This is a genomic window from Allocellulophaga tsushimaensis, from assembly GCF_055383085.1.
Window position 1 is genome coordinate 1,096,163 of sequence record NZ_AP039451.1, and the last position, 20,729, is coordinate 1,116,891.

24 protein-coding genes are annotated in these 20,729 nt (G+C 33.0%); 2 read left to right on the forward strand and 22 right to left on the reverse strand.

The genetic code is table 11. The features are described 5' to 3' along the window. Positions 1-51: 51 nt before the first annotated feature. The 14 genes from ACZ451_RS04810 to ACZ451_RS04875 all read right to left on the reverse strand — a co-directional run bounded on the left by ACZ451_RS04810 (position 52) and on the right by ACZ451_RS04875 (position 10,170). Positions 52-339 (reverse strand): S24 family peptidase, encoded by a 288-nt coding sequence (locus ACZ451_RS04810; protein ID WP_464215966.1) that lies wholly within the window; start codon positions 337-339, stop codon positions 52-54. 175 nt (positions 340-514) lie between these two features. Continuing rightward, positions 515-1,468: an ADP-ribosylglycohydrolase family protein gene (locus ACZ451_RS04815; RefSeq protein ID WP_464215967.1), complete on the reverse strand. Its 954-nt coding sequence runs from the start codon at positions 1,466-1,468 to the stop codon at positions 515-517. A 21-nt stretch (positions 1,469-1,489) separates the two neighbouring features. Next, positions 1,490-1,633, reverse strand: a complete 144-nt coding sequence (locus ACZ451_RS04820) for a hypothetical protein (protein ID WP_464215968.1) — start codon at positions 1,631-1,633, stop codon at positions 1,490-1,492. 68 nt (positions 1,634-1,701) lie between these two features. Next, the gene (locus tag ACZ451_RS04825) at positions 1,702-2,088 is read right to left on the reverse strand and encodes a macro domain-containing protein (protein WP_464215969.1); all 387 of its coding nucleotides are present in this window, start codon (positions 2,086-2,088) and stop codon (positions 1,702-1,704) included. Beyond that, positions 2,085-2,633 (reverse strand): 2OG-Fe(II) oxygenase, encoded by a 549-nt coding sequence (locus tag ACZ451_RS04830; RefSeq protein ID WP_464215970.1) that lies wholly within the window; start codon positions 2,631-2,633, stop codon positions 2,085-2,087. The genes ACZ451_RS04825 and ACZ451_RS04830 overlap by 4 nt, the downstream gene beginning before the upstream one ends. Then, positions 2,630-3,133 carry an O-acetyl-ADP-ribose deacetylase gene (locus tag ACZ451_RS04835; protein WP_464215971.1) on the reverse strand — a complete coding sequence of 168 codons (504 nt, stop codon included), beginning with the start codon at positions 3,131-3,133 and terminating at the stop codon, positions 2,630-2,632. The genes ACZ451_RS04830 and ACZ451_RS04835 overlap by 4 nt, the downstream gene beginning before the upstream one ends. Continuing rightward, positions 3,123-3,542, reverse strand: coding sequence for an ADP-ribosylation/crystallin J1 (locus ACZ451_RS04840; protein ID WP_464215972.1), 420 nt, complete (start codon positions 3,540-3,542; stop codon positions 3,123-3,125). The genes ACZ451_RS04835 and ACZ451_RS04840 overlap by 11 nt, the downstream gene beginning before the upstream one ends. Next, complete coding sequence (locus tag ACZ451_RS04845; RefSeq protein WP_464215973.1) at positions 3,539-4,090, reverse strand: NADAR family protein; 552 nt, start codon at positions 4,088-4,090, stop codon at positions 3,539-3,541. Before ACZ451_RS04845 ends, ACZ451_RS04840 begins: the two co-directional genes overlap by 4 nt. A 204-nt stretch (positions 4,091-4,294) precedes the next feature. Next, positions 4,295-4,972 carry an NUDIX hydrolase gene (locus ACZ451_RS04850; protein WP_464215974.1) on the reverse strand — a complete coding sequence of 226 codons (678 nt, stop codon included), beginning with the start codon at positions 4,970-4,972 and terminating at the stop codon, positions 4,295-4,297. Between the two features lie 302 nt (positions 4,973-5,274). Further along, positions 5,275-6,330, reverse strand: coding sequence for a nucleotidyltransferase domain-containing protein (locus ACZ451_RS04855; RefSeq protein WP_464215975.1), 1,056 nt, complete (start codon positions 6,328-6,330; stop codon positions 5,275-5,277). 2 nt (positions 6,331-6,332) lie between these two features. Further along, positions 6,333-7,076 carry a nucleotidyltransferase domain-containing protein gene (locus ACZ451_RS04860; RefSeq protein ID WP_464215976.1) on the reverse strand — a complete coding sequence of 248 codons (744 nt, stop codon included), beginning with the start codon at positions 7,074-7,076 and terminating at the stop codon, positions 6,333-6,335. Then, positions 7,066-8,430: a CCA tRNA nucleotidyltransferase gene (locus ACZ451_RS04865; protein ID WP_464215977.1), complete on the reverse strand. Its 1,365-nt coding sequence runs from the start codon at positions 8,428-8,430 to the stop codon at positions 7,066-7,068. The genes ACZ451_RS04860 and ACZ451_RS04865 overlap by 11 nt, the downstream gene beginning before the upstream one ends. A 34-nt stretch (positions 8,431-8,464) precedes the next feature. Next, the gene (locus ACZ451_RS04870; protein WP_464215978.1) at positions 8,465-9,865 is read right to left on the reverse strand and encodes an RtcB family protein; all 1,401 of its coding nucleotides are present in this window, start codon (positions 9,863-9,865) and stop codon (positions 8,465-8,467) included. Further along, positions 9,865-10,170 carry a DUF6331 family protein gene (locus tag ACZ451_RS04875; RefSeq protein ID WP_464215979.1) on the reverse strand — a complete coding sequence of 102 codons (306 nt, stop codon included), beginning with the start codon at positions 10,168-10,170 and terminating at the stop codon, positions 9,865-9,867. The genes ACZ451_RS04870 and ACZ451_RS04875 overlap by 1 nt, the downstream gene beginning before the upstream one ends. Before the next feature lie 452 nt (positions 10,171-10,622). On the opposite strand from ACZ451_RS04875, the gene ACZ451_RS04880 reads away from it, so the two are divergent. Further along, entirely contained in the window at positions 10,623-11,636 is a 1,014-nt protein-coding gene (locus ACZ451_RS04880) for a helix-turn-helix transcriptional regulator (protein WP_464215980.1), read from the forward strand. 70 nt (positions 11,637-11,706) lie between these two features. Here ACZ451_RS04880 and rfbD read toward each other — a convergent pair whose 3' ends face one another. From rfbD to rfbB, 4 genes are read right to left on the reverse strand one after another with little or no spacing between them, the layout of a single operon-like run. Continuing rightward, the gene (gene rfbD, locus ACZ451_RS04885; protein ID WP_464215981.1) at positions 11,707-12,564 is read right to left on the reverse strand and encodes a dTDP-4-dehydrorhamnose reductase; all 858 of its coding nucleotides are present in this window, start codon (positions 12,562-12,564) and stop codon (positions 11,707-11,709) included. Positions 12,565-12,575: 11 nt separating this feature from the next. Then, positions 12,576-13,130 carry a dTDP-4-dehydrorhamnose 3,5-epimerase gene (gene rfbC / locus ACZ451_RS04890; protein WP_464215982.1) on the reverse strand — a complete coding sequence of 185 codons (555 nt, stop codon included), beginning with the start codon at positions 13,128-13,130 and terminating at the stop codon, positions 12,576-12,578. 3 nt (positions 13,131-13,133) lie between these two features. Then, positions 13,134-13,991, reverse strand: coding sequence for a glucose-1-phosphate thymidylyltransferase RfbA (gene rfbA / locus ACZ451_RS04895; RefSeq protein WP_464215983.1), 858 nt, complete (start codon positions 13,989-13,991; stop codon positions 13,134-13,136). 29 nt (positions 13,992-14,020) lie between these two features. Then, on the reverse strand, positions 14,021-15,058 hold the full coding sequence (gene rfbB, locus ACZ451_RS04900) for a dTDP-glucose 4,6-dehydratase (protein ID WP_464215984.1): 1,038 nt from the start codon (positions 15,056-15,058) through the stop codon (positions 14,021-14,023). Positions 15,059-15,383: 325 nt separating this feature from the next. Between rfbB and ACZ451_RS04905 the strand changes: the two genes are divergently transcribed. Then, positions 15,384-16,511, forward strand: a complete 1,128-nt coding sequence (locus ACZ451_RS04905) for a hybrid sensor histidine kinase/response regulator (RefSeq protein ID WP_464215986.1) — start codon at positions 15,384-15,386, stop codon at positions 16,509-16,511. Here ACZ451_RS04905 and ACZ451_RS04910 read toward each other — a convergent pair. The 4 genes from ACZ451_RS04910 to ACZ451_RS04925 are packed head-to-tail and all read right to left on the reverse strand — an operon-like array spanning position 16,508 to position 20,722. Beyond that, positions 16,508-17,716, reverse strand: coding sequence for a glycosyltransferase family 2 protein (locus ACZ451_RS04910; RefSeq protein WP_464215987.1), 1,209 nt, complete (start codon positions 17,714-17,716; stop codon positions 16,508-16,510). The genes ACZ451_RS04905 and ACZ451_RS04910 overlap by 4 nt on opposite strands. A gap of 15 nt (positions 17,717-17,731) precedes the next feature. Beyond that, positions 17,732-18,370, reverse strand: coding sequence for an acyltransferase (locus ACZ451_RS04915; protein WP_464215988.1), 639 nt, complete (start codon positions 18,368-18,370; stop codon positions 17,732-17,734). Next, the gene (locus ACZ451_RS04920) at positions 18,367-19,563 is read right to left on the reverse strand and encodes a glycosyltransferase (protein WP_464215989.1); all 1,197 of its coding nucleotides are present in this window, start codon (positions 19,561-19,563) and stop codon (positions 18,367-18,369) included. The genes ACZ451_RS04915 and ACZ451_RS04920 overlap by 4 nt, the downstream gene beginning before the upstream one ends. Then, positions 19,556-20,722 (reverse strand): glycosyltransferase family 4 protein, encoded by a 1,167-nt coding sequence (locus ACZ451_RS04925; protein WP_464215990.1) that lies wholly within the window; start codon positions 20,720-20,722, stop codon positions 19,556-19,558. Before ACZ451_RS04925 ends, ACZ451_RS04920 begins: the two co-directional genes overlap by 8 nt. Positions 20,723-20,729: the final 7 nt, after the last annotated feature.

Sequence of the window (20,729 nt, forward strand, 5' to 3'; positions counted from 1 at the left end):
AAATTCATATTTATAACTTTAATTTATATCTTATTTAAGATGTCTATGACATTACAATATTTCTATTACTTTACCATATACATTTTTTGTCCATCCGTTAATTCTACCATGATTATTACCAATTAAAAGGCCACGTTTATCGTTTTTTCCTTTTACCAGATGTGTAAAGCAGTTTCCACGAACTTTACAATAAACGATATCTCCCACTTTGCAATCTTCCCAAGCTATAGGCGCTAACCGAACTGCTTGTTTAGATTTTAATAGTGGTAGCATAGAATTACCAGGTTCTTTTGAAATAATGGTCTCTCCATTACTTAGTTTCTGAATTTTCCAATTCATATATTTATTTTATACGTTATATACCTCATTATTGAAGTACATATCCCATAAAATTTCAAAAGAATAGTTTCAATGAACTGCTGCAAAGATGCGGTAATTAAGTAATTGCATCCAAATTTTTGGTGTAAAAACTTTCTCTGACACTTTGTGATTAGAAATTTAAATTCTTTTATTTTTAAATTTCATTTTGTATTGAAGCATAAAACTTTATCGTTAAATCTATAATATCTTCATATTTTACTAATTGCTTCCTCCACTCTTTAGGAATAGCATCAATCCCATAATAAATACCTGCAAGCCCTCCCGTTATAGCTGCTGTGGTGTCTGTATCTTCTCCAAGGTTTACTGCCCTAAGTACAGCTTCTTCATATGAATCTGTATTGATAAAACACCACATAGACGCTTTTAAAGAGTTCACTACATAACCACTTCCAGAAATACGATTTTCATTAATTTTATAAACATCTTCTTCAAGTACGTCAAAATAAAAACCAAGTTCTTTTGGGTTTAAATCTTTAGTTGCTAAAAAACTTTTTACTCTTTCCTTGACTATATGATACGCTTCAATTTTATCTTTTGTATTTAACAATTCTATACCATATTCAACATAAATAAAGCATGCTATTATAGAACGTAAATGTGCATGAGTTAAAGATGAAACATCTTTAATTATTTGATAACGCTCTTCTATATTGCTAACACTTTCAAGAAAAAATACAAGTGGTAAGATTCGCATTAAAGAACCATTTCCATTGGAATATTCGTCCATCCCTCCACAGATTTCTGGTGTATGCCCTTTTTTCATATAGAAAATAGATTGTCTGGTTGTTACACCAACATCAAAGACATCTCCATGCGGTGTCCAATAAGAATCATCATACCATGCAATAAATTTATCTGCAATATTTTTTGTGTTGTAAGCATTTAACAGGCCTTCCATTAGGCAGAATGTAAGTGAACTATCATCAGACCAAGTTCCAATAGGTTGTTGATGGCTACCATAACCAACCATAGTTTTTGCTGGTTTCTGCTTCATTTCTGAACGAGAAAGAAACTCAAAAGGAACTCCTAATGCATCACCGACTGCTACTCCAATAATACCTCCTTTTATTTTTTCTAATAAACTCATTTTTTCGTTACTAATATTCTTTTAAAAATCCCAAATAAAACCTTTTTCATTTAATTTACATTGAAACTTCTGAGTATCTCCAAAAGATGTATAATCCTTATCATTACCTAAAATTATTTCTTCATAAGCTAAGAACATTTGGTTAGAAGCTATGTAAAAAGGCATACGCCCACATCCAGTACATAAGCCTGGTATTGCAATAGTATGTATTGCATCATGACTTTTACCTGCAATTAAATTGCTTTCATCGCTAAATATGCATTTACTGATGTAGCTATATTAAAGCTCATAGGAACTCTCATTGTTGGAGCAGAAATTAAAAAAGGAATATTTTTGTCTTTTGTAGGTATAATCATTGATTTACCTATAAGTAATTCTTTTTCTTCTAGTTGGGATATTCTAAACTGTAATTCTTCTTGAATATGCCAACCAAGTGTTTCAGAAAGATATAAATCTAATCCTCCATCCATAAACCCAAAAGAGTTTGCAGGGCTTACGATAGCATCACAATCAACTTTTAGAATATCATCATGAACAACTTCTACATCTTCACATAAAGCAAAATCTTTCTGCCATGCTTTTCCTAATTCTAGTTCTTTATAAACAAGCTTAATTTTCATTTCATTTGGTACATTATATCTGTTCTCAATACATATTTTGTTCCCGAAATTAAAGATTTACCTTCATGTCTTAATGGGTGGTGAAACACTAAGGCATCTCCTAATTTGGGAGTGATGGTGATTCCTTCTTCAAAATAAGTTTCTCCACCATCATAGCCTTCATTTAAATAAATTAAAAACGAAAAAAAGCTACACTCCTTATCATTACGTTCATAACTTCCATCTCTATGCATTTTAAAGCGTTGCCCTTCTGTGTACTTATAAATTCTAAAGAGTTCATTTAACCCTACTGCTTTATAAATACCAAATGTTTTTGGTACAAAAGGAGCTATTTTAGTCCAAATAGATGCCGCTAATATTTCGTCTTTAAAAAGAACACGTTGATTGTTTCGGATTCCTTTTACTTTTACCTGTTTGCCATTAATATTAACCTTGGCTTCTTCAAAAGAAACTTGTTCTCCTTTTTCTATAAAGTGATTACATTCTTGTTTTGACAAGAAATTTTCAATAAGAAATATCTCGGGATGTAATTCTATTCTTTTCATTTTACTAATAATTTTTTATAAATCTCATAATTTTCATCATCATAACACACAAAAATCACCTCATCAATTATAGGGTTTTCTTTTACTGTATTTATAGCTATTTGTACAGCTTTCTCTTTCGGAAACTTATAAATTCCAGTACTAATATTTGGAAAAGCGATACTATTAGCGTTATATATTTTTGCTAAAGCTAAACTATTTTTATAGCAGTTTTCTAGCAACTCTTCTTCATTTTTATGACCTCCATTCCATACTGACCCAACTGTATGAATTACATATTTAGCAGGTAATAAACCTCCTGTAGTAATAACAGCTTCACCTGTTTTACAACCACCTTGTCTATTTCTAATTTTTATACATTCTTCTAAAATAGCATTACCACCTGCCTTGTGAATTGCACCATCAACACCACCGCCACCTAATAATGAAGTGTTAGCAGCATTAACAATAATATCCACTTCTAGCTTTGTAATATCGCCTTTTGTACATTTAATCTTCATTATCTCTTAGTGTATCTATAATTTCTTGTGAAATTGGGTGTGTTGCTTCAGTATACTTATCACCTATAAAAACTTTTGTAATGCATATTTTTCCAATAATGGCATCATTGAAATCTTCTAAATTCTCAGATGGCACCCATAATTCATTAAGATGAAAACCTCCTACATTTTCAATTTTATATTTAGAAAACTCATCATTAGAAACTTCAAATACCGCAACAAATCCTAAATAATTACCAAACGCATCGGTAGTATTCCATTTTGAAGCAATCTCACAAGCATATTTTTCATTTAAAACTGGATAAAAAATAGGCTGCCACTCTAATCTTGGTGGGAATTTTTTAAAATCGCTTTCGGCGATTAGAATCAACTCTTTCTCGCCAATAGGTCTATATAATATTTTTTTCATTTTGTTTTTAATTCATCTCTTACTTCCATTAAGGCAAAACCTAAAAGGTTTTTACCTCTCCATAAAAGTGGATTCTCTGCTTTCTCATTAGAGGCACCCATACCAATACCCCATATACGGTCTCTCGGACTAGCTTCAACTAGAACTCGATTTTTTGTATTGAGTAAAAATTCTTTTAATTCTGGATGCTGTGAGAATTTATGAATATTTCCCTGCTTTACAATTTTATACTTAAACTCATCCCATTTTCCAGGAGTAAAGCCAACAACTTTTCTACCCCATTTTTTTGCTTCAGCCGGTGATTTACATTTTATAATTTCTGTTACTATATCTTCATTATCAAATAATCTAGCCTTTTCTGCCATCATCCAATGTTCAGCAGTTCTATACACCACACCATCAACAGTAAAAGGTGCAACCCACCATTGGCTAAAGCAACTCTTACCAACACTACCATCTTTATTAGGTGTATGTCCCCAAAAGAAAAGGTATTTAATTCTCTTTTTTTGTTCAAAATCTGCGATAAGGTTTTCTCTAGTATATGGCATCATTACTTATCCTTTTTAATTTATTACTTTATCAAAGCATCTATAAAATCAAATTTGCTATAATTTATTCCTAACATAATTCAAAGTTTTAAATTATTTTTTGTGTAAAAAAAACACAAATATATATATAGGAATAATTCGCCTCCCAAATATATTTTGTGTTTTTTTTACACAAAATATATTAACTTTTTAAACTTCAATTATTTATATTTCGAAAATTATTCCTTCTTCTTTTAGTTGGAAATATCGTTTTTGATTAAATTGGAATAAATTAGCAGGTCTTCCTGAGCCTTTTGACACTTTCTCCTTTAATTCATCAAGGATATTTAAGCCTATAATTTTTTTTCGAAAATTACGTCGATCAATAGCTCGCCCTAAAAGTGTAGTATAGAGTTTTTCTAAATCAGAAAATGGGAATTTATTATCTAAAAGCTCAAAGCCAATTGGCTGATACGTAATTTTAGCTTGTAATCTTTCGATTGCCATTTTAAGAATTTCCTTATGGTCAAATGAGAGTTTTGGCAAGTTTTTTATGTTGAACCATTGTACTGCTGATGCATCTGTTGAAGCAAATATTTTAAAGGCATTAGGCTTTACTAAACCAAAATAGGCTACGGAAACAACTCTTCCTCTTGGATCTCTAGTTGGTTCACCAAAAGTATATAATTGCTCTAAATATTTAATTTTAACACCTGTTTCTTCTTGTAATTCTCTTTCTACAGCTGTTTCTAAAGATTCGCCGTTTAAAACAAAACCTCCAGGTATTGCCCATTGCTCCTTAAAGGGTTCATACTTACGTTTTATAAGTAATACCGAAATATTCCCTTCTTCGTAACCAAATACAACTGCATCAACTGAAAGTTTAATAGATTGCTTGCTCATATGCGTATTTTATACACAAAAATACACTATTTAGTTGATTTTAGATAATAGAATTCTTATCCGCTTGATGTAGAGAATAGTAGAATTGGATAACTACTTGTTAAACTTACTTTTAGCTTTCAAATATCATTTTTTGTATCAATGGCTATTCTTCCGAAAAAAACATAAAAAAAGCGTACATTTTTGGTGGACGCTTTTGTGATTATATCTTTTTTTAAAGTTTTATCTATTTCTCAACAAGGAGAAATAGCTTTTCAGCATCCTTTTTTATATGTGATTTACTAAAATTCATATTTATAACTTTAATTTTTATAGTATTGATTTCTAATTTTAACTAACAGGTTATTTATCTTTCCTAAATCTGGTCTTTCTGGTAAATTTGAATTGTGATAAAATTCTTCTAATTCGGTTTTTATCTTTTCTGATTCACGAACAAGAGCATCATATTCAAAATCTCCGTTTTTAATTCTTAACAGATATTCTCGGTCTGCTCTGAGCACATTTACACGTCCTTCTTTTGCAATTTCTTTAGCCATATGTAGCAATCTAAACGTATGCATCATATTTTTTGAGTCATAGTTTTTCCCATGCGAAACAGTAGTCTTATACCGCTCTTCATTTCTTTTTTTTACCCAATCCCAATATTCCTTGTATTTCTTGCAGTAACTAGAATAGCCATCTTTATTAAAGAAAAGAAGTGCAATTGCTTCTTCCCCTTTTGGAATAGCACTTAAGGCTACTTCATTTGCTTTGTTACTTTTCATAATTCCTTTATAAGAAATCGCTAAACTATGATATAGATTGTGACAATCTTTTAAGTGAGGAATATTTGTTATTCCACAGTTTTCTTGTTTTAAATTCCTATCCGTTAAAAATTCTTTTAAGGGTATCGAGCTATTGTTATTATATACAAAGCAAAAGTCTAAAACCGATTTTCGTTCCTTTTCTACTGGGTTTACAATTTTCTTTTCTAGACTTCTAGCTTTTTTAATTTGTGTAAAAGCATAATTAGCAAATGATTTTTCGCATTGTTTGGATAAAAAAGAATCCATTTTTATTTGATCGAATATGGGATGCTTGTACAACACACATTTGTCTGGAACATTTAATAGTTCTAAAATATTAGGGTTGTTTTTTGAACAAAGCGCTATAAACTTCCGCAGTTCATAATAAACAATATCATTTGTTTCATTATTTATCTGTTCTATATAGTCTAATGCATAAAACTGCTCTTTTGGTAAAATAAAAACACCTCTTATATCTGTATCAGAAGTGGCAGTATCTAAGCCATAAGCTCTACTGCCACTAATACATTCAAAAATTATATGTCCAGAATTTTTTAATTCTTCTAGTGTCATTTTTATATTGATTTTAAGAAGAATGTATTGAATTCTTCTGGATTCGGTTTTCTGTGTATGATATTGTTTTTATGCAATTCATTTTCAGTAGCTATTCTTGTTACTAATTTTAACAAAAGTGTATCGACTGGTTCATTACTTTTTTCAATATGCTTACTTTTTAGCAAAATCAACTCATCCATCATTTTATGATTTTCAGGTTCTAGTAACACATACAAATCTTTGAATGCTACAGGCGGGATTGTCTCCTTTTCTAACACCCATTTTGCACATAATGCTGTACGGATGGCATAAAAATAACTTTTTAAAGTCATGCTTTCTGTACCAAGTGTTTCTTCAAAACCTTTATTCATGCTATGGTAATGAAAGAACCCAGATACTGGATTAAAGTTATTTTCTGCTAATACTCGTATTTCTTCCAAAAAAGTACCTTTTGTACGATATACAATAGGAGAAAATAACCATCCTAAGAATGACGCGTTAGATTTGGCTAATAGCTTTAACGCCTTTCGGATATCCCAACCCGAACCATCCAAATCATCTGCTGTCATAAATTGGATGCTATCTTTTTGCTCCCAAAGATTTAAGTACCATTCTTTTTTATGCCTGTACACAAACCGAATATCATAGTCAGAATCTGGAGAAGCAAAGCCCCAAGCCCTGCTTCCAGATTCTACTGCAAATAATATTTCTATCTCTTTTTCTTTCTCTATTTCAGAAAGTTTTTCCAGTATTTTAGTTTTCATTTTTTCTATTTATTTTAATACTCTGGATGATATCTTCTTTACTAAAGCCATCCAATTGCTTTTCATAGCAGGTATTTAAAATGTGTTTAAAATTTTGAGATGGCTTTAATCCCAAGGCTATTAAATCTCTTCCTTTTACTAAAGGCTGAATTTCAGTTTTTCCAAATTCTTTGAATAGCTTAAAGCATTTCTCGGACACCTCATGAGGATCTGTAATAACATTTCTCCCTGTTCTTCCGGCAGAATCTGCCTTACTTTGCCATCCTAAGATATCTAATCTACATTTATTATGTAATCTTTTCCAAGCTCCTAGCTTTGCTTCAGAACGATATAACTGTCCAGGGCGCATATGTAAACCTACTATAGTAGTTACTTTTTTGATTAAATCTTTGTCATTTGTGATTCGTTTCATAAAAATTTCTGAAATTTTAATTCCAGCAATATCATGCCCATAAGACTTCAAATCTGGTGTAGTTGTTTTTGGTTTACCTACATCATGCAACAATGCACCAAACATATACGCCAATTTCCATTCTTCTGGTATTAAGTGTCTTAATTTAGCAGCATTATCTAAAACCATATTAGTATGAATCCAAACATCTCCTTCAGGATGCCAAATAGGGTTTTGAAGGCATCCAATAAGATTCTTTAGTTCCGGAAAATGTATTATCCAACCTGATGCTTTTAAAAAATCTAATCCCATAGATGGTTTATCTGCCTTTAATAATAACTTTTCCCATTCCACAAAAACACGTTCTTTAGGTAACTCAGAAAAAGTATGTACCATGGACCGGCACAATCTCATTGTATCTATAGCAACCTCTTTTCCTTTTCTTGGTAGTAATTGCATAATACGTAATACCCGTAAGGGATCTTCTATAAATGTATTTTCATCTGTAGCTCTTATGATTCCTTTTTCTAAATCTTCAAGACCATTAAAAGGATCTACAAGATTTCCAGTATGCAAGTTTTTATACATACTATTTATTGTAAGATCTCTTCGTTTCCCTGCTTCAGCTGGTGTCATTTTCTCATCTAATTCAACCTTAAAACCTTTGTGTCCAACGCCTATTTTATTCTCTCGTCTTGGAATAGAGATATCAATTTCTGTATTCGCTATTACTGTTTTAATAACTCCAAAAGATTTTCCTAATATATTACAAGGCAGTCCCAATTCTTCAACTAAAAGAACTAATTGCGCATATGATAGTTTGTAAACTTCAATATCGATATCTTTTAATGGAAGCCTGTTTATACTATCTATAACCGCTCCGCCTATCAACATGGCAAGCCCTCCTTTTTCTGCTATTGCATCTAAGAGTTTTTGAAATATTTTACTTTTTAAAACTTCCATTTTTTTATTTTTTTAAAAGAGAGCATACCAAAGGCTATCCTCTCTTATTTCTCCTTTTCTCTCTTCTTTTCTTCCACGGTGCATTCTTCTGCCAGTCGCCAGCCATAATACAACCATAAGGCATCACCTCATCAATTACTTTTCCTAAATTATACTCCTCCATTTGCTTTCTAACCGTTGCAGCATTTTTATAAGCACTAGGCAACTCTGTAATATCAATTTCTTCTGAGAAAAACCGAATATCTAATCCTGCTGTTTCTTCATTAAAAATCTCCTGTATCGTTCCTATTTTGCTTTTTCTATGTTGGGTTCTACTCACATTTCTACCCGCACCATGTGGCGCAAAACCCAAGTTGCTTTGCGTAGTTTCCCCTTCTACAATCAAAACAGGTTCGCTCATGTTTAAAGGAATTAATCTAGGCCCAGTAATATCGGGCATAAACTTTTTATCTAAAGGTGTTGCTCCCTTAGCATGGTAAAACAAATCGCCTTCTTTAAAAACAAAATTATGCTCGTTCCAGAATCGGTTTTCTTTTTCTATTCCTAATTTCTCTAAGGTTGCATCATGCAATACCTCATGGTTCTTTTTCGTCCATTTTCTTACAATTTGTAAAGCGTCCCAATAGGCAGCACCCTCTTCTGTATCAAAAGGAATCCAAGCATTTTGTTTTAAAGTATCCGGAGATAGCTCTTTTCTAAAGCGCTCAGCTACTTTCATCCCTTTAGAATATAAATTAGCACCAAAACCTCTACTCCCGTGATGGGTAACTAACATCGTATTTCCTGTTTTTTTAGACGTTCCTACAAATAAAAAATGGTTACCATCGCCTTGCGTTCCTAAATGACTTCTTGCTGCTGAAATACATTTTTGATCATTTAAAAAATAGTTTGCTTCTATTTCCGCTAATAAATCTGCTGGGAATCTAAACTGTGTATTTCTATCGCGCCCGCCTGGGCCAAAATGTGTAATACTATGCGCAGCATCTAATACTGCTTTGGGGGCTACTTTTCCAAAATCGGTTAACATTACAGAGCAGCAAATATCGGCACTATGCATCCCTGGGTGGATGGCATTTTTTGCTACCACAACACCTCCAACAGGAATAATACCAGCCGGTCCTGTTGGGCAAGCATCTGGCATTAATGCACCTCCTACTAATGTTGGCGTTTTTAGCAATACCTCCATAGAAGTAATTACTTTTTCAACATTATCCTCTTCTAATTCATTTTCTGCTTTAATATTAATTGAAAAAGGAACTGCATCTTTATGTAAACCTATTGGATCTGGCACTTTAAATTGCTCTAAATATGTTATTAATTCATCTCCTTCTAATTGATGCGCATTAATATATAATAATGCCTCTTGCATCCATTTTCCTTGTCTGAATCCTAATTTAATTAAATCGTGTCCTGTAACTTGTGTTTTGTTTTCCATTATATAATATTTTTTTTAATCTCTTTAATAAGTGCTACAAATGCTATTTTTTTTGAATATTCATTGAATATGCTACTTGAAACGTATTTTAAATCAGCTACTTCAATTTCATTTAAAAGCAAATTCAAATTTTTGATAATTGCTTCTTTATCGTAAAATGGTATGGTCTTCTCTATTGCTTCTTTTGAAAAATCAAAAGCATCAATTCCACAACATTCGGCAACACAAAATTTTTCTAAATCTTGCCAAAACGCTCTATTCTTTTCTAAATAAATATCTGCTAAAAAATTCTTTTGTAAATCCATTATTCTTCTACTTTAAACTCCGCCCACTCCTTGTTGAGCGGAGTACTACTACTGTCTTTCTATAAAGACTTCTTTATGATTCTGATACAAATATGATTTAGTACTACGCAATTATTTTGCGTAGGTAAATATTCTTTGTCAAAATGTATTTGTCCCTCTTCCCAGATTCGAACTGAGACTTTTACTTTTTAAGTAAACAGATTGGCTCCAAATGCGCTTCCCTACTTTAGATCTTGTCTATTTCGGTGCTTCTGCAAAATCTATTTCATTAACAAGTGTACTGCTAACAACATTATCCAATCACTCCATGGCTACGATAATTTCTTTTTCCACAGCTCTTCCTTTTAAGCTAAAGAGGGTTTGTTTTAATTCTGATACAAAAATGATACAGAGCTACGCAATTATTTTGCGTAGATATTGATAATTATTATATTTCTGAAAATTTTATACCTATGGCCCTCAATAAAAACGCATTAATCCGATATAAAACCATTGATAAATGCTTACAAAACTCCTATCGGAAATGGACGTTAGACGATTTAATTGCTGCTTGTTCGGATACGCTATATGAATATGAAGGGAGAGCAATAAATGTAAGTAAAAGAACTGTACAATTAGATATACAATTAATGCGTAGTGATAAATTGGGGTATAATGCCCCTATAGTCGTATATGATAAAAAATACTATAAATATGAAGATGAAGCCTATTCCATAACCGATATTCCGTTGAATGAAAATGATATGAATGTACTTTCTGAAACTGTTGAAATGCTAAAACAGTTTAAAGATTTTTCTTTGTTTTCAGAATTAGGAGGCATTATACAACGGCTAGAAGATAAGGTATATACCGAGAAAACACAGCAGTCTCCTATTATTCATTTAGATAAAAATGAAAGTTTAAAAGGCTTAGAGCACTTAGATATTTTATATCAGGCTATTGTAAAAAAGATGGTATTAAAAATCACGTATAAATCTTTTAAGGCGCGAAAAGCTTCGGAGGTTGTTTTTCACCCTTTTATCTTAAAGGAATATAACAACCGTTGGTTTGTAGTTGGCAAAACTGCTCCCACAAAACCTGTTTTAAACTTTGCTTTAGATCGGATCATTGCTATTGATTATGATACGGCTATTCCTTATTTAGAAGAAAATTTTAATGGAGAAATGTATTATAAAGATGTTATTGGTGTTACCGTTTCTAATATGCGTGCGCAGCGTATAGAATTTAGGATAGATCATAAAAATGCCCCATATGTTATTACAAAACCCTTTCACAAATCTCAAAAAACCCTTAGAAAAACAGACGATGGCGTTGTATTTGAAATTTTTGTGCAACTCAATTTTGAGTTAGAACGCATGATTCTAGGTTTTGGCGATGCTATTGAAGTTTTAAAACCACAATTGCTCCGAAAAAGGATACGACAGAAATTAAAAAACGGGGTTAAATTGTATGAGGAAGAAGTATAATGAAGTAACGCTTTAAGAGTTCCTGATTTTTTATTCTCAGTCTAAGGTCCTTTCAAACATCTGTATAATTTTATAGCAAATTTTTCTTCAAAGCAATATCCAAACTATCCTTCCAATGAGGAATAGCGATATTAAAACTCTTTTTCAACTTTGTTTTGTCTAAAACACTATAAACAGGTCTTTTAGCCCGTAAAGGATATTCGGAAGATTGTATGGGCTTTAGCGCTACTTTAAGATCCGCTTTTTGGAATATTGCTCTGGCAAAATCGTACCAGCTGGCCTCACCTTCATTACTGTAATGATATATTCCATATTCGGTAGTATCATTTTGTATAAGATGTATGATAAATTTAGCTAAATCTACAGCATAGGTTGGAGAACCAACTTGGTCAGAAACCACTGAAAGTTTTTCTCGCTCGCTACCAAGTTTAAGCATAGATTTCATAAAATTAGTGCCAAATTCAGAATAGAGCCAAGAGGTTCTTAGCGTATAGTATTCACTTAGATGCCTTTCTATATTCTTTTCTCCTTTTAGTTTAGATTTCCCGTAGATATTTAAAGGTTCTGTTTGCTCCATTTCTCCGTAAGGATAGCTTTGTTTTCCTGAAAACACAAAATCTGTAGAAATATGTATTAATGTAATATTGGCATTATTGCAGGCAATAGCTAAGTTTTCAACACCCAGTGCATTTATAGCAAAGGCTTCCTCAACATTATCTTCTGCTTTATCTACATTGGTATATGCAGCACAATTAATACAATAATCAAATGAATTTGAGCTAATCACTTTCATTATTGAATATACATTGGTAATATTTAATGTTCCAGAAGTACAATACGTAAAAGCAACTCCCTTATAGGCTTTTGCTATAGCTTTTAAAGCTGAACCAAGTTGTCCGTTTGCTCCAGTTACTAATACTTTTGTCATCTGCTAACTTGTTATTGTATTGTTGTTTCAGAATACTTCAAAAATGGAAGTATTTTGTCTTTCTCTGATATAATTAAATCCTTAGTTTTCATGGGCCAGTCAATCGCAAATGTTGGATCATCATAACGTAATCCAGCTTCCGATTCCTTATTATAAAAATTATCACACTTATAGAAAAACGTCGCCGTTTCACTTAAAGTTAAAAAACCATGGGCACAGCCTTTGGGCACAAATAATTGTTTGTTGTTTTCTAAGGAAAGTATGGTGGTAAAAACATTTTTATATGTGGGCGAATCTTTTCTCAAATCTACCGCTACATCCAAAACCTTACCGGCTAAAACGCGCACCAGTTTTGCCTGCGCATACTTCCCTTTTTGATAATGGAGCCCTCTTAAAACACCTCTAGATGATTTGGACTGATTGTCTTGTACAAAAGAGATTGCAGTGCCAATAACTTCTTCAAATTGTTGTTGGTTGAAGCTCTCAAAAAAATAACCTCGCTTATCCTTAAAAATAGTAGGAGCTAATAAATAGCAACCTTTAATAGTTGTAGTTTCTACTTTCATATCCTAACCTAAGGCTAATAATTTAGCACTGTAACCACTCTTAACAAATGGTGCAGTGAGTTTTTTAAACTGATTTTTAGTAATGTAACCCATTTTATAGGCAGCAGACTCAATAGCGCCAATTTTTAAACCTTGCCTTTCTTCTATAACCTGCACAAATTGCGAGGCTTGCATTAAAGAATTAAAGGTTCCTGTATCTAACCATGCTGTACCTGGGTCTAAGATACTAACATTTAGTTTTCCACGCTCTAAATAGGTCTTATTTATATCTGTAATTTCTAGCTCGCCTCTTGCACTTGGTTTGGTATTCTTTGCAATTTCTACTACATCATTATCATAAAAATAAATCCCTGGAACTGCATAATTTGATTTTGGATTTGCTGGCTTTTCTTCTATAGAAATCACCTTATAATCATCATCAAAATCTACCACGCCATACCGTTCAGGATCTGTTACATGGTATGCGTATATAATAGCACCGTCTGGATCATTGTTAGCTTGAAGTAATTTCTCCAATCCTGTACCATAAAAGATATTATCACCTAAAATAAGTGCTACTTTATCTTTACCAATAAATTCTTCGCCAATAATAAAAGCTTCTGCTAAACCCTTAGGTTCCTCTTGTATGGCATACTTAAAGATACATCCGTATTTTCTACCATCTCCTAAAAGTTTTTCAAATATTGGTAAATCATGTGGGGTAGAGATAATGAGTATTTCCCAGATACCAGCTTCCATTAAAGTAGAAAGCGGATAATAAATCATAGGTTTATCATATATAGGCATTAACTGTTTACTTACGGCTAGCGTACAAGGGTGTAATCTTGTTCCGGAACCACCTGCTAGTATTATTCCTTTCATCGTCTTTGGTTATTATGGTTATTAATTGCTTATGCTAGCTGTTCTTTTTTTAAATTTTTAAACTTATTTAAATACCAAGTGATCGTTTTTAGTATCCCAGTCTCAAAATTCTCATTGGCTTTCCAGCCCAATTCATTTTCTAACTTGCTAGCGTCTATAGCATACCTAAAGTCATGTCCTGCTCTATCTTTAACGTACGTAATTTGTTCCTTATAACTGGCGCTGCTATTTTTAGGTGAAATTTCATCTAAAAGTTCACATATTTTATTTGCTATATAAAGATTGGTTCGTTCATTTCTACCACCAATATTATAGGTTTCTCCAGATTTACCTTTTTCATAAGCTAATGCTATACCAGTACAATGATCTAGTACATACAACCAATCTCTAATATTAGAACCATCACCATAAATAGGAATATCTTCACCCGTTAAGGCTTTTCTAATGATCGTTGGTATTAGCTTTTCATTATGTTGTTTTGGACCATAGTTATTAGAGCAATTGGTAGTGACCACATCCATCCCAAATGTGTGAAAATAGCTTCTTACAATAAAATCTGACGATGCCTTAGAGGCACTATATGGGCTATTAGGCGCATATGGCGTTGTTTCTAAAAATAACCCCGTTTCTCCTAAAGTACCATATACCTCATCTGTAGAAACATGATGAAAACGACAACTACTATAATCGGTATGGTACACGCCAGGCGCTACCATCCAGTGTTTTTTTGCAGTATCTATGAGGTTAAATGTTCCTAAAATATTAGTCTGTATAAATGCATCAGGATTTGTAATAGAATTATCTACATGAGACTCTGCCGCAAAATGGATTATTCCTTTAAAATCGTACTTTTTAAATAATGCTTCTATAAGGTTCCTATCGCATATATCTCCTTTTTCAAAGCTATATCGTGGATGATTAGCTACTTCCTTTAAGTTCGCCTCATCACCTGCATAGCTGAGAATATCCAGATTTACAAGGTGTACATTTGGGTTGTGTTCCAAATAAAAAGGAATAAAATTAGCACCTATAAAACCGGCGCCTCCAGTAACTAAAATACAGTCCATACTATTCTAAATAAAATTATCTGAATTCTTTAATTGTAAATATAATCTTACATTTAATAAATTTTAAAACATTGTTGTGAAATAGTCTTTTCGTGTGGTAGGCGTCACTTAAATATCAATTTATAACTATAAAGTATGGAAACAACTTCAATTCCCATTTACAGAAAAAAGTACTACGTTTATACATATTGAAATAATTTCCTACTTTTACTCGATAATCGAGATTTAAAATGCCCCGACGCTTATGTCGAAATCAATGTGAATTATTACTTTTAATGCTTCGTGGACTTGCCCCGAGGTTATACACTTATATAAACGTATCTTAATGAACAAGGTCTCTGCCAAAAAACCTTTAATTGCTTGTGTTGATGATGAGGCAATGAATCTAGAACTTCTAAAATTTTCGATTACAGAAATTGATTGTGATGTTTTGGCGATTCAACATAGCAAAGAGGCCTTAGCTCTTTTGCAGAAAAACATTCCGGATGTAATTCTTTTAGATGTTAGAATGCCCTATATGGATGGATTTGAACTTTGTACACTTATTAAAGCGGAGTCTACCTTAAAAAACATTCCTATTATTTTTATCACTGGAATGGGGAAAACAGAAAATAAGGTAAAAGGTTTTGAACTTGGCGGTGTGGACTATGTAACCAAACCTTTTAACAAGCCTGAACTCCAAGCCAGAATAAAAACCCATCTGAGCCATAGCGAAGCTAAAAAGAAATTAGCGAAACAAGCAGCTGACCTTAAAAAAGAAAATGCATTAAAAAGTCGTTTATTCTCTATCATCGGACATGATCTTAGATCTCCTTTGAGTGCTATAAAAATGCAATTAGATTTTATTCTTAGAGGAATTATAGACCCAAAAGATGATAACTTTATAAACAAAACTGTTTATGATTTAAACGCAACTACAAACGAAGCATTTAATCTTTTAGACAATCTTTTGGGATGGGCAAAGTCCGAAAGTGGTTCCCTTAGTATTATAAAAGAAGAGCTAAGTCTTCTCACGCTAGTTGAACAATGTGTACGGATTCAAAAACTGGCATTGGAAACCAAGCATATAAAACTACAAATTGTTATTCCAAAAGAAGCTACTGTTTATGCTGATATGAATATGATTAAGACAGTGCTAAGAAATTTACTCTCTAATGCTATAAAATTTACCCCTGTTGATGGCACTATTTCTATTTCTGCTCAGTTAGAAAAGGAGTTCTGGAATATAGCTATTTCTGATAGTGGTGTAGGGATTTCTAAAGAAGACCTGCCGAAGGTTTTAAATACAAAACAACATTTCTCTAAAGAAGGTACGGCGCAAGAGGCTGGTACCGGACTTGGTTTAATTCTCTGTCAAGATTTTATTTTGAAAAACAAGGGCACACTTTGGGTAGAGAGTACGCTGGGTGTTGGCAGCAGCTTTAGCTTTTCTGTTCCACTAGCAAAAAACTAAGCTACCATTTGTTCGCTTGATCCTCTTTTGGCGCGTTCCCAATTTACAGATTGATTGCCTTTTAAATACCTAGCAAATCCTAAGAATACAGATAAGTTCATAATAAAAAAGTAATAGGGTATAAAAAGTATTTTTAATCTAACCTTTCTATTTTCTAAAAACCATCCTAATAATGCAGCCGTATAAAATGCAGCTTGACACCAAAATAATACACTAAAAATAGACAAGGAAAAAAAGCCTTCTTCTTTTGCTAATATGAGATTGACAGGGATTAATACTAAAAGTAAAAGTGGCGTTAAGGTCCATCGTAATACGCGATGTGAAATATATTGGAATGATAAGGTACCGTATTTAAAGATGTTTAGTAAAGCACGTAAACGAACTACAGATTGTATTCCTCCCGCTGCTATTCTTATTTTTCGCTTTAGTTCTTCTTTTACATTTGCTGATGCATTTTCTATGGCATAAGCCTCAGGGTTGTATTGTATAGTATGTCCTTTCATAGCAACACGCAACGAAATCATAAAATCATCTAGAAGGGTATCTTTTTCTACCTCTTGCCAAAGTTCTGTACGGATGGCAAAAAGTTCTCCTGCGGCCCCTACTACCGAATATAGCTCTGCATCCCATTTTTTAAGCTGCGATTCGTATTTCCAATACATGCCTTCTCCTGCACCTGCTGCTGTATCTGCTTCTTTAGCATAAATTCTTTTTTCACCAGATACACAACCTACTTTGGGGTCTCTAAACAACCGAACAATTTCTTTAATAGCATTAGTACCTAAATTGGTATTCCCATCAGAAAAAATAACAATAGGCGTAGTTACCTGTTTCATGCCTCGATTCATTGCAGCTATTTTTCCATTACGAGCAGGCTCGTGCAAAACGCGAACATCTTTATATTTTTTTAGTAGTTCTGGAGTACCATCATCAGAACCATCTGTTACCCATAATTGCGTAACCTTATGCTGCGGATAATTTAAACTTTGCGAATTAGATACTTTTGCCTCTAAATAATCTTTCTCGTTATAGGCCGCAACAAATAAAGTTACTTCCGGCTCATAAGCTTCATTTCCTTCAAAGGCTTTTCCTAAGCCAAATACTCTTCTGATTTTTATAATGATAAAAAGTAAGATACCATATCCTAAATAAGAATAAAAGATAATGAACAATGCTACCCAAAATATGATTTTTAATACCTCCATAACGCTCTATTTTTTTTAGGCCGTAAGAATTTGTTTTTTCTGTACAGCTTCCCATTCTCCAGTATGGTGATTATATTGTTTTACAACTCGTGCTGGATTACCTACTGCAACTGAATAGGGAGGAATATCTTTAGTGACAACACTCCCAGCCCCTATTACACAGTGTTTCCCCACAGTAACACCAGCTACAATAGTAGAATTAGCTCCTATCCACGCACTTTCTTCTATAATTATGGGTTTCATTATTACTCCTTGTTCATGAAAAGGAACTGCTATATCTTCATAGAGGTGATTTAATCCAGAAAGTACCACGTTTTGCCCAGTACGGGCATCATCTTCTAAAACTACCGGACCAATCACAGTATTCCCTAAACCTATGCGCCCTCTCTTACCAATAATAACATCTCCAACACCATTATTTATGGTAGAAAAGTCTTCTACCGTGGCATAATCGCCCAATTCAAATCTATTCCAAGGCATTATATCCATCCGTGTTCTTCTGCAGATACTACTTCCTTTTCCTTTTTTATGATAGAAAGGGTTTACAAACCATTTTACCCAAGCTCTAGGACGTGCCTGTCCTTTAGGAACCATCATAAAATGCACAAATCGTTTTAACTTATCATTATTTTTTATTTTTTCTTTGATGCTCATTGTACCGTTTTTTCTATGATATTATATATGGTCTTAACATTATTTTCCCAAGTATGTCCCTTTGCATATGCAATGCGACTTTCTTTACGTTTTTGAGAATCTTCTGAAAGTGCTCTACTAATGGACTCTATATATCCTTCTTTTGAAGATGCCAAATACACCTGCTCCGCAAACATTTCCATAGCTTTGGTTGCCGTAGCTACTACAGGTTTACCCATGGCCAAATATTCATCAATTTTTCTAGGATAATTCCCTATGGTATAATCATTCACCAATTGCGGATTAATGGCCACATCAAAGCCTTTTACATAGCAAGGTAGTGTTGCCACTTCCTTACTTCCCAAAAAGTAGACATTGTCTATTTCATGTAATTCAGAATTGCTAAACTCATAATCTTCAGGTCCTACAAGCACAATGCTCCAGTCTTCTCTGTTTTTTGCGATATATTTTAAAAGAGCAATATCTAAACGCATTGCTGTAATAAATCCTACATAACCTATAATCGGTTTTGGAATATGATTTAGGTCTTTAGCAATTGAAATAGAACCATCTTCATCATTAAATAATGAAATATCGCATCCTTGTCCTACCATAAAACTTTTAGGGTTGTACTTAGCTCCGTATTCTGCATATAGCGCAGAATTGTTCAATACAAGATCTGCTTTCTCAATTAATTTTGGTTCTATAATTTGCCCATGCCTTTTCCAATACGGAACTTTTATTAAATAATCTCTCATATAATAGGCATATAACTTCACCTTCAGTATTTCTTTTAAGTGATAGCCCAAAAACATAGAACTATCATTGAACAGAATAACATCCTGAAAATTTAAAAAGTCCATAGCTTTGCGGATTTCTTTAGCAAAAAGATTGGAGTTTCTTCTGTTCAGCACCTTAAAAAGAGAATGTATAGGAAGCCAGTTAATAGACTCTATCATAGTTTTGGGATATAAATTCCAAAGGTTTTTATGTATTTGTACTAAGTTTTCTTCTAACCCATTTTTAATTCTTATACGTTTTTTTATTTTTTTAGTGTTTTTTTCTCGCTTAGAAGAAATGCGATCCATTGGCGGGTTTACATAAAGAACTTTGTTGTGCTTAGCGAATTCTGTAGCTATATTTTTACAATTACTGCCTATTTCAATATCCCAGTCTTGAATACTAATAATGAGTATGTGTTTGTCTTTAATCATCTAAATCCAATTTTAATTCGTGATATACCTCTTGATACAAGGCCAAAATATTTTGGGACATTATTGCCCAAGAAAATTCTTTTGCCCTTAAAATTCCTCGTTCTGAGAGTACGTTTGCCAAAGCTTTATCATTTACTAGTACTTGCATTGCTGCTGTAATCTGGTCGGGGCTAAAGGGATCTATAATTAATGCAGCATCATCGCCAGCTACTTCTGGCATAGAGGAGGTATTGGATGTAATTACAGGAACACCACAAGCCATACCTTCTAAAATAGGAATGCCAAAACTTTCTCGTAATGAAGGATAAAGGAAAATTGTGCATTGACTAATGATTGCAGGGAGTTCCATGTTGGGCACATAGCCCAATAAATGAATATTTTTTCTTAGCTCTGGTCTATTAATGGAATAAAGAAGTTTTTGAAGTGCTGCTTCATCATAATCTAATAGTACTAATTGGTATGCATCTGGTGACATCTGGTTAAAATTGCCATAAGCCTCCAATACGCCTTTGGTATTTTTTTTAGGATCGGTATTGCCTAAGAAAAAGAAAAAATGATCTGGTAATTGATATTTCTCCTTAATTGAGTTTAAAACACCAGCATTGGTTACCTGTCTAAAATGAGTTCCTACTCCATTGTAAACGGCACTTAACCGATTATCGGTAAAACCAAAATACGTATTGATCCGATCCTTTTCGTAATTGGATACGGTAATGACCCTTTTACTTTTTTTAATGACTGATGGAACAAACCATCTGCGGTACATATTTCCTAGTTTTTGATACCAAGTGCCTTCTTTACTTAAAATACTGATACGCTCTAAATAAATAATATCATGCAAGGTGGTGATCAAAGGAACTTTAGAAAAGAGAGGTCCTGTATTACTGGTACAATGTAGTACATCACAGCCTTCTTTATAAGCTGCTCTAGGCAGTGCTATTTGTTCCCATCCTGGATACCCAAAAGGAGCGCTTAGTTCTATAATTTTAAAATTCTCTGAAACGGGAATACACGTATTGTCTTCATCTGGTTTTACAAAGATGACGTATTCGTTTACAGTATCTATTTGCTGGAGGTTTTTAATGAGCTCTAAAGCTACCATATCCATACCGTGTTTCTTTTTCCGATAAAGCCGCTGACCTTCTATTCCTATTTTCATGTCTGGA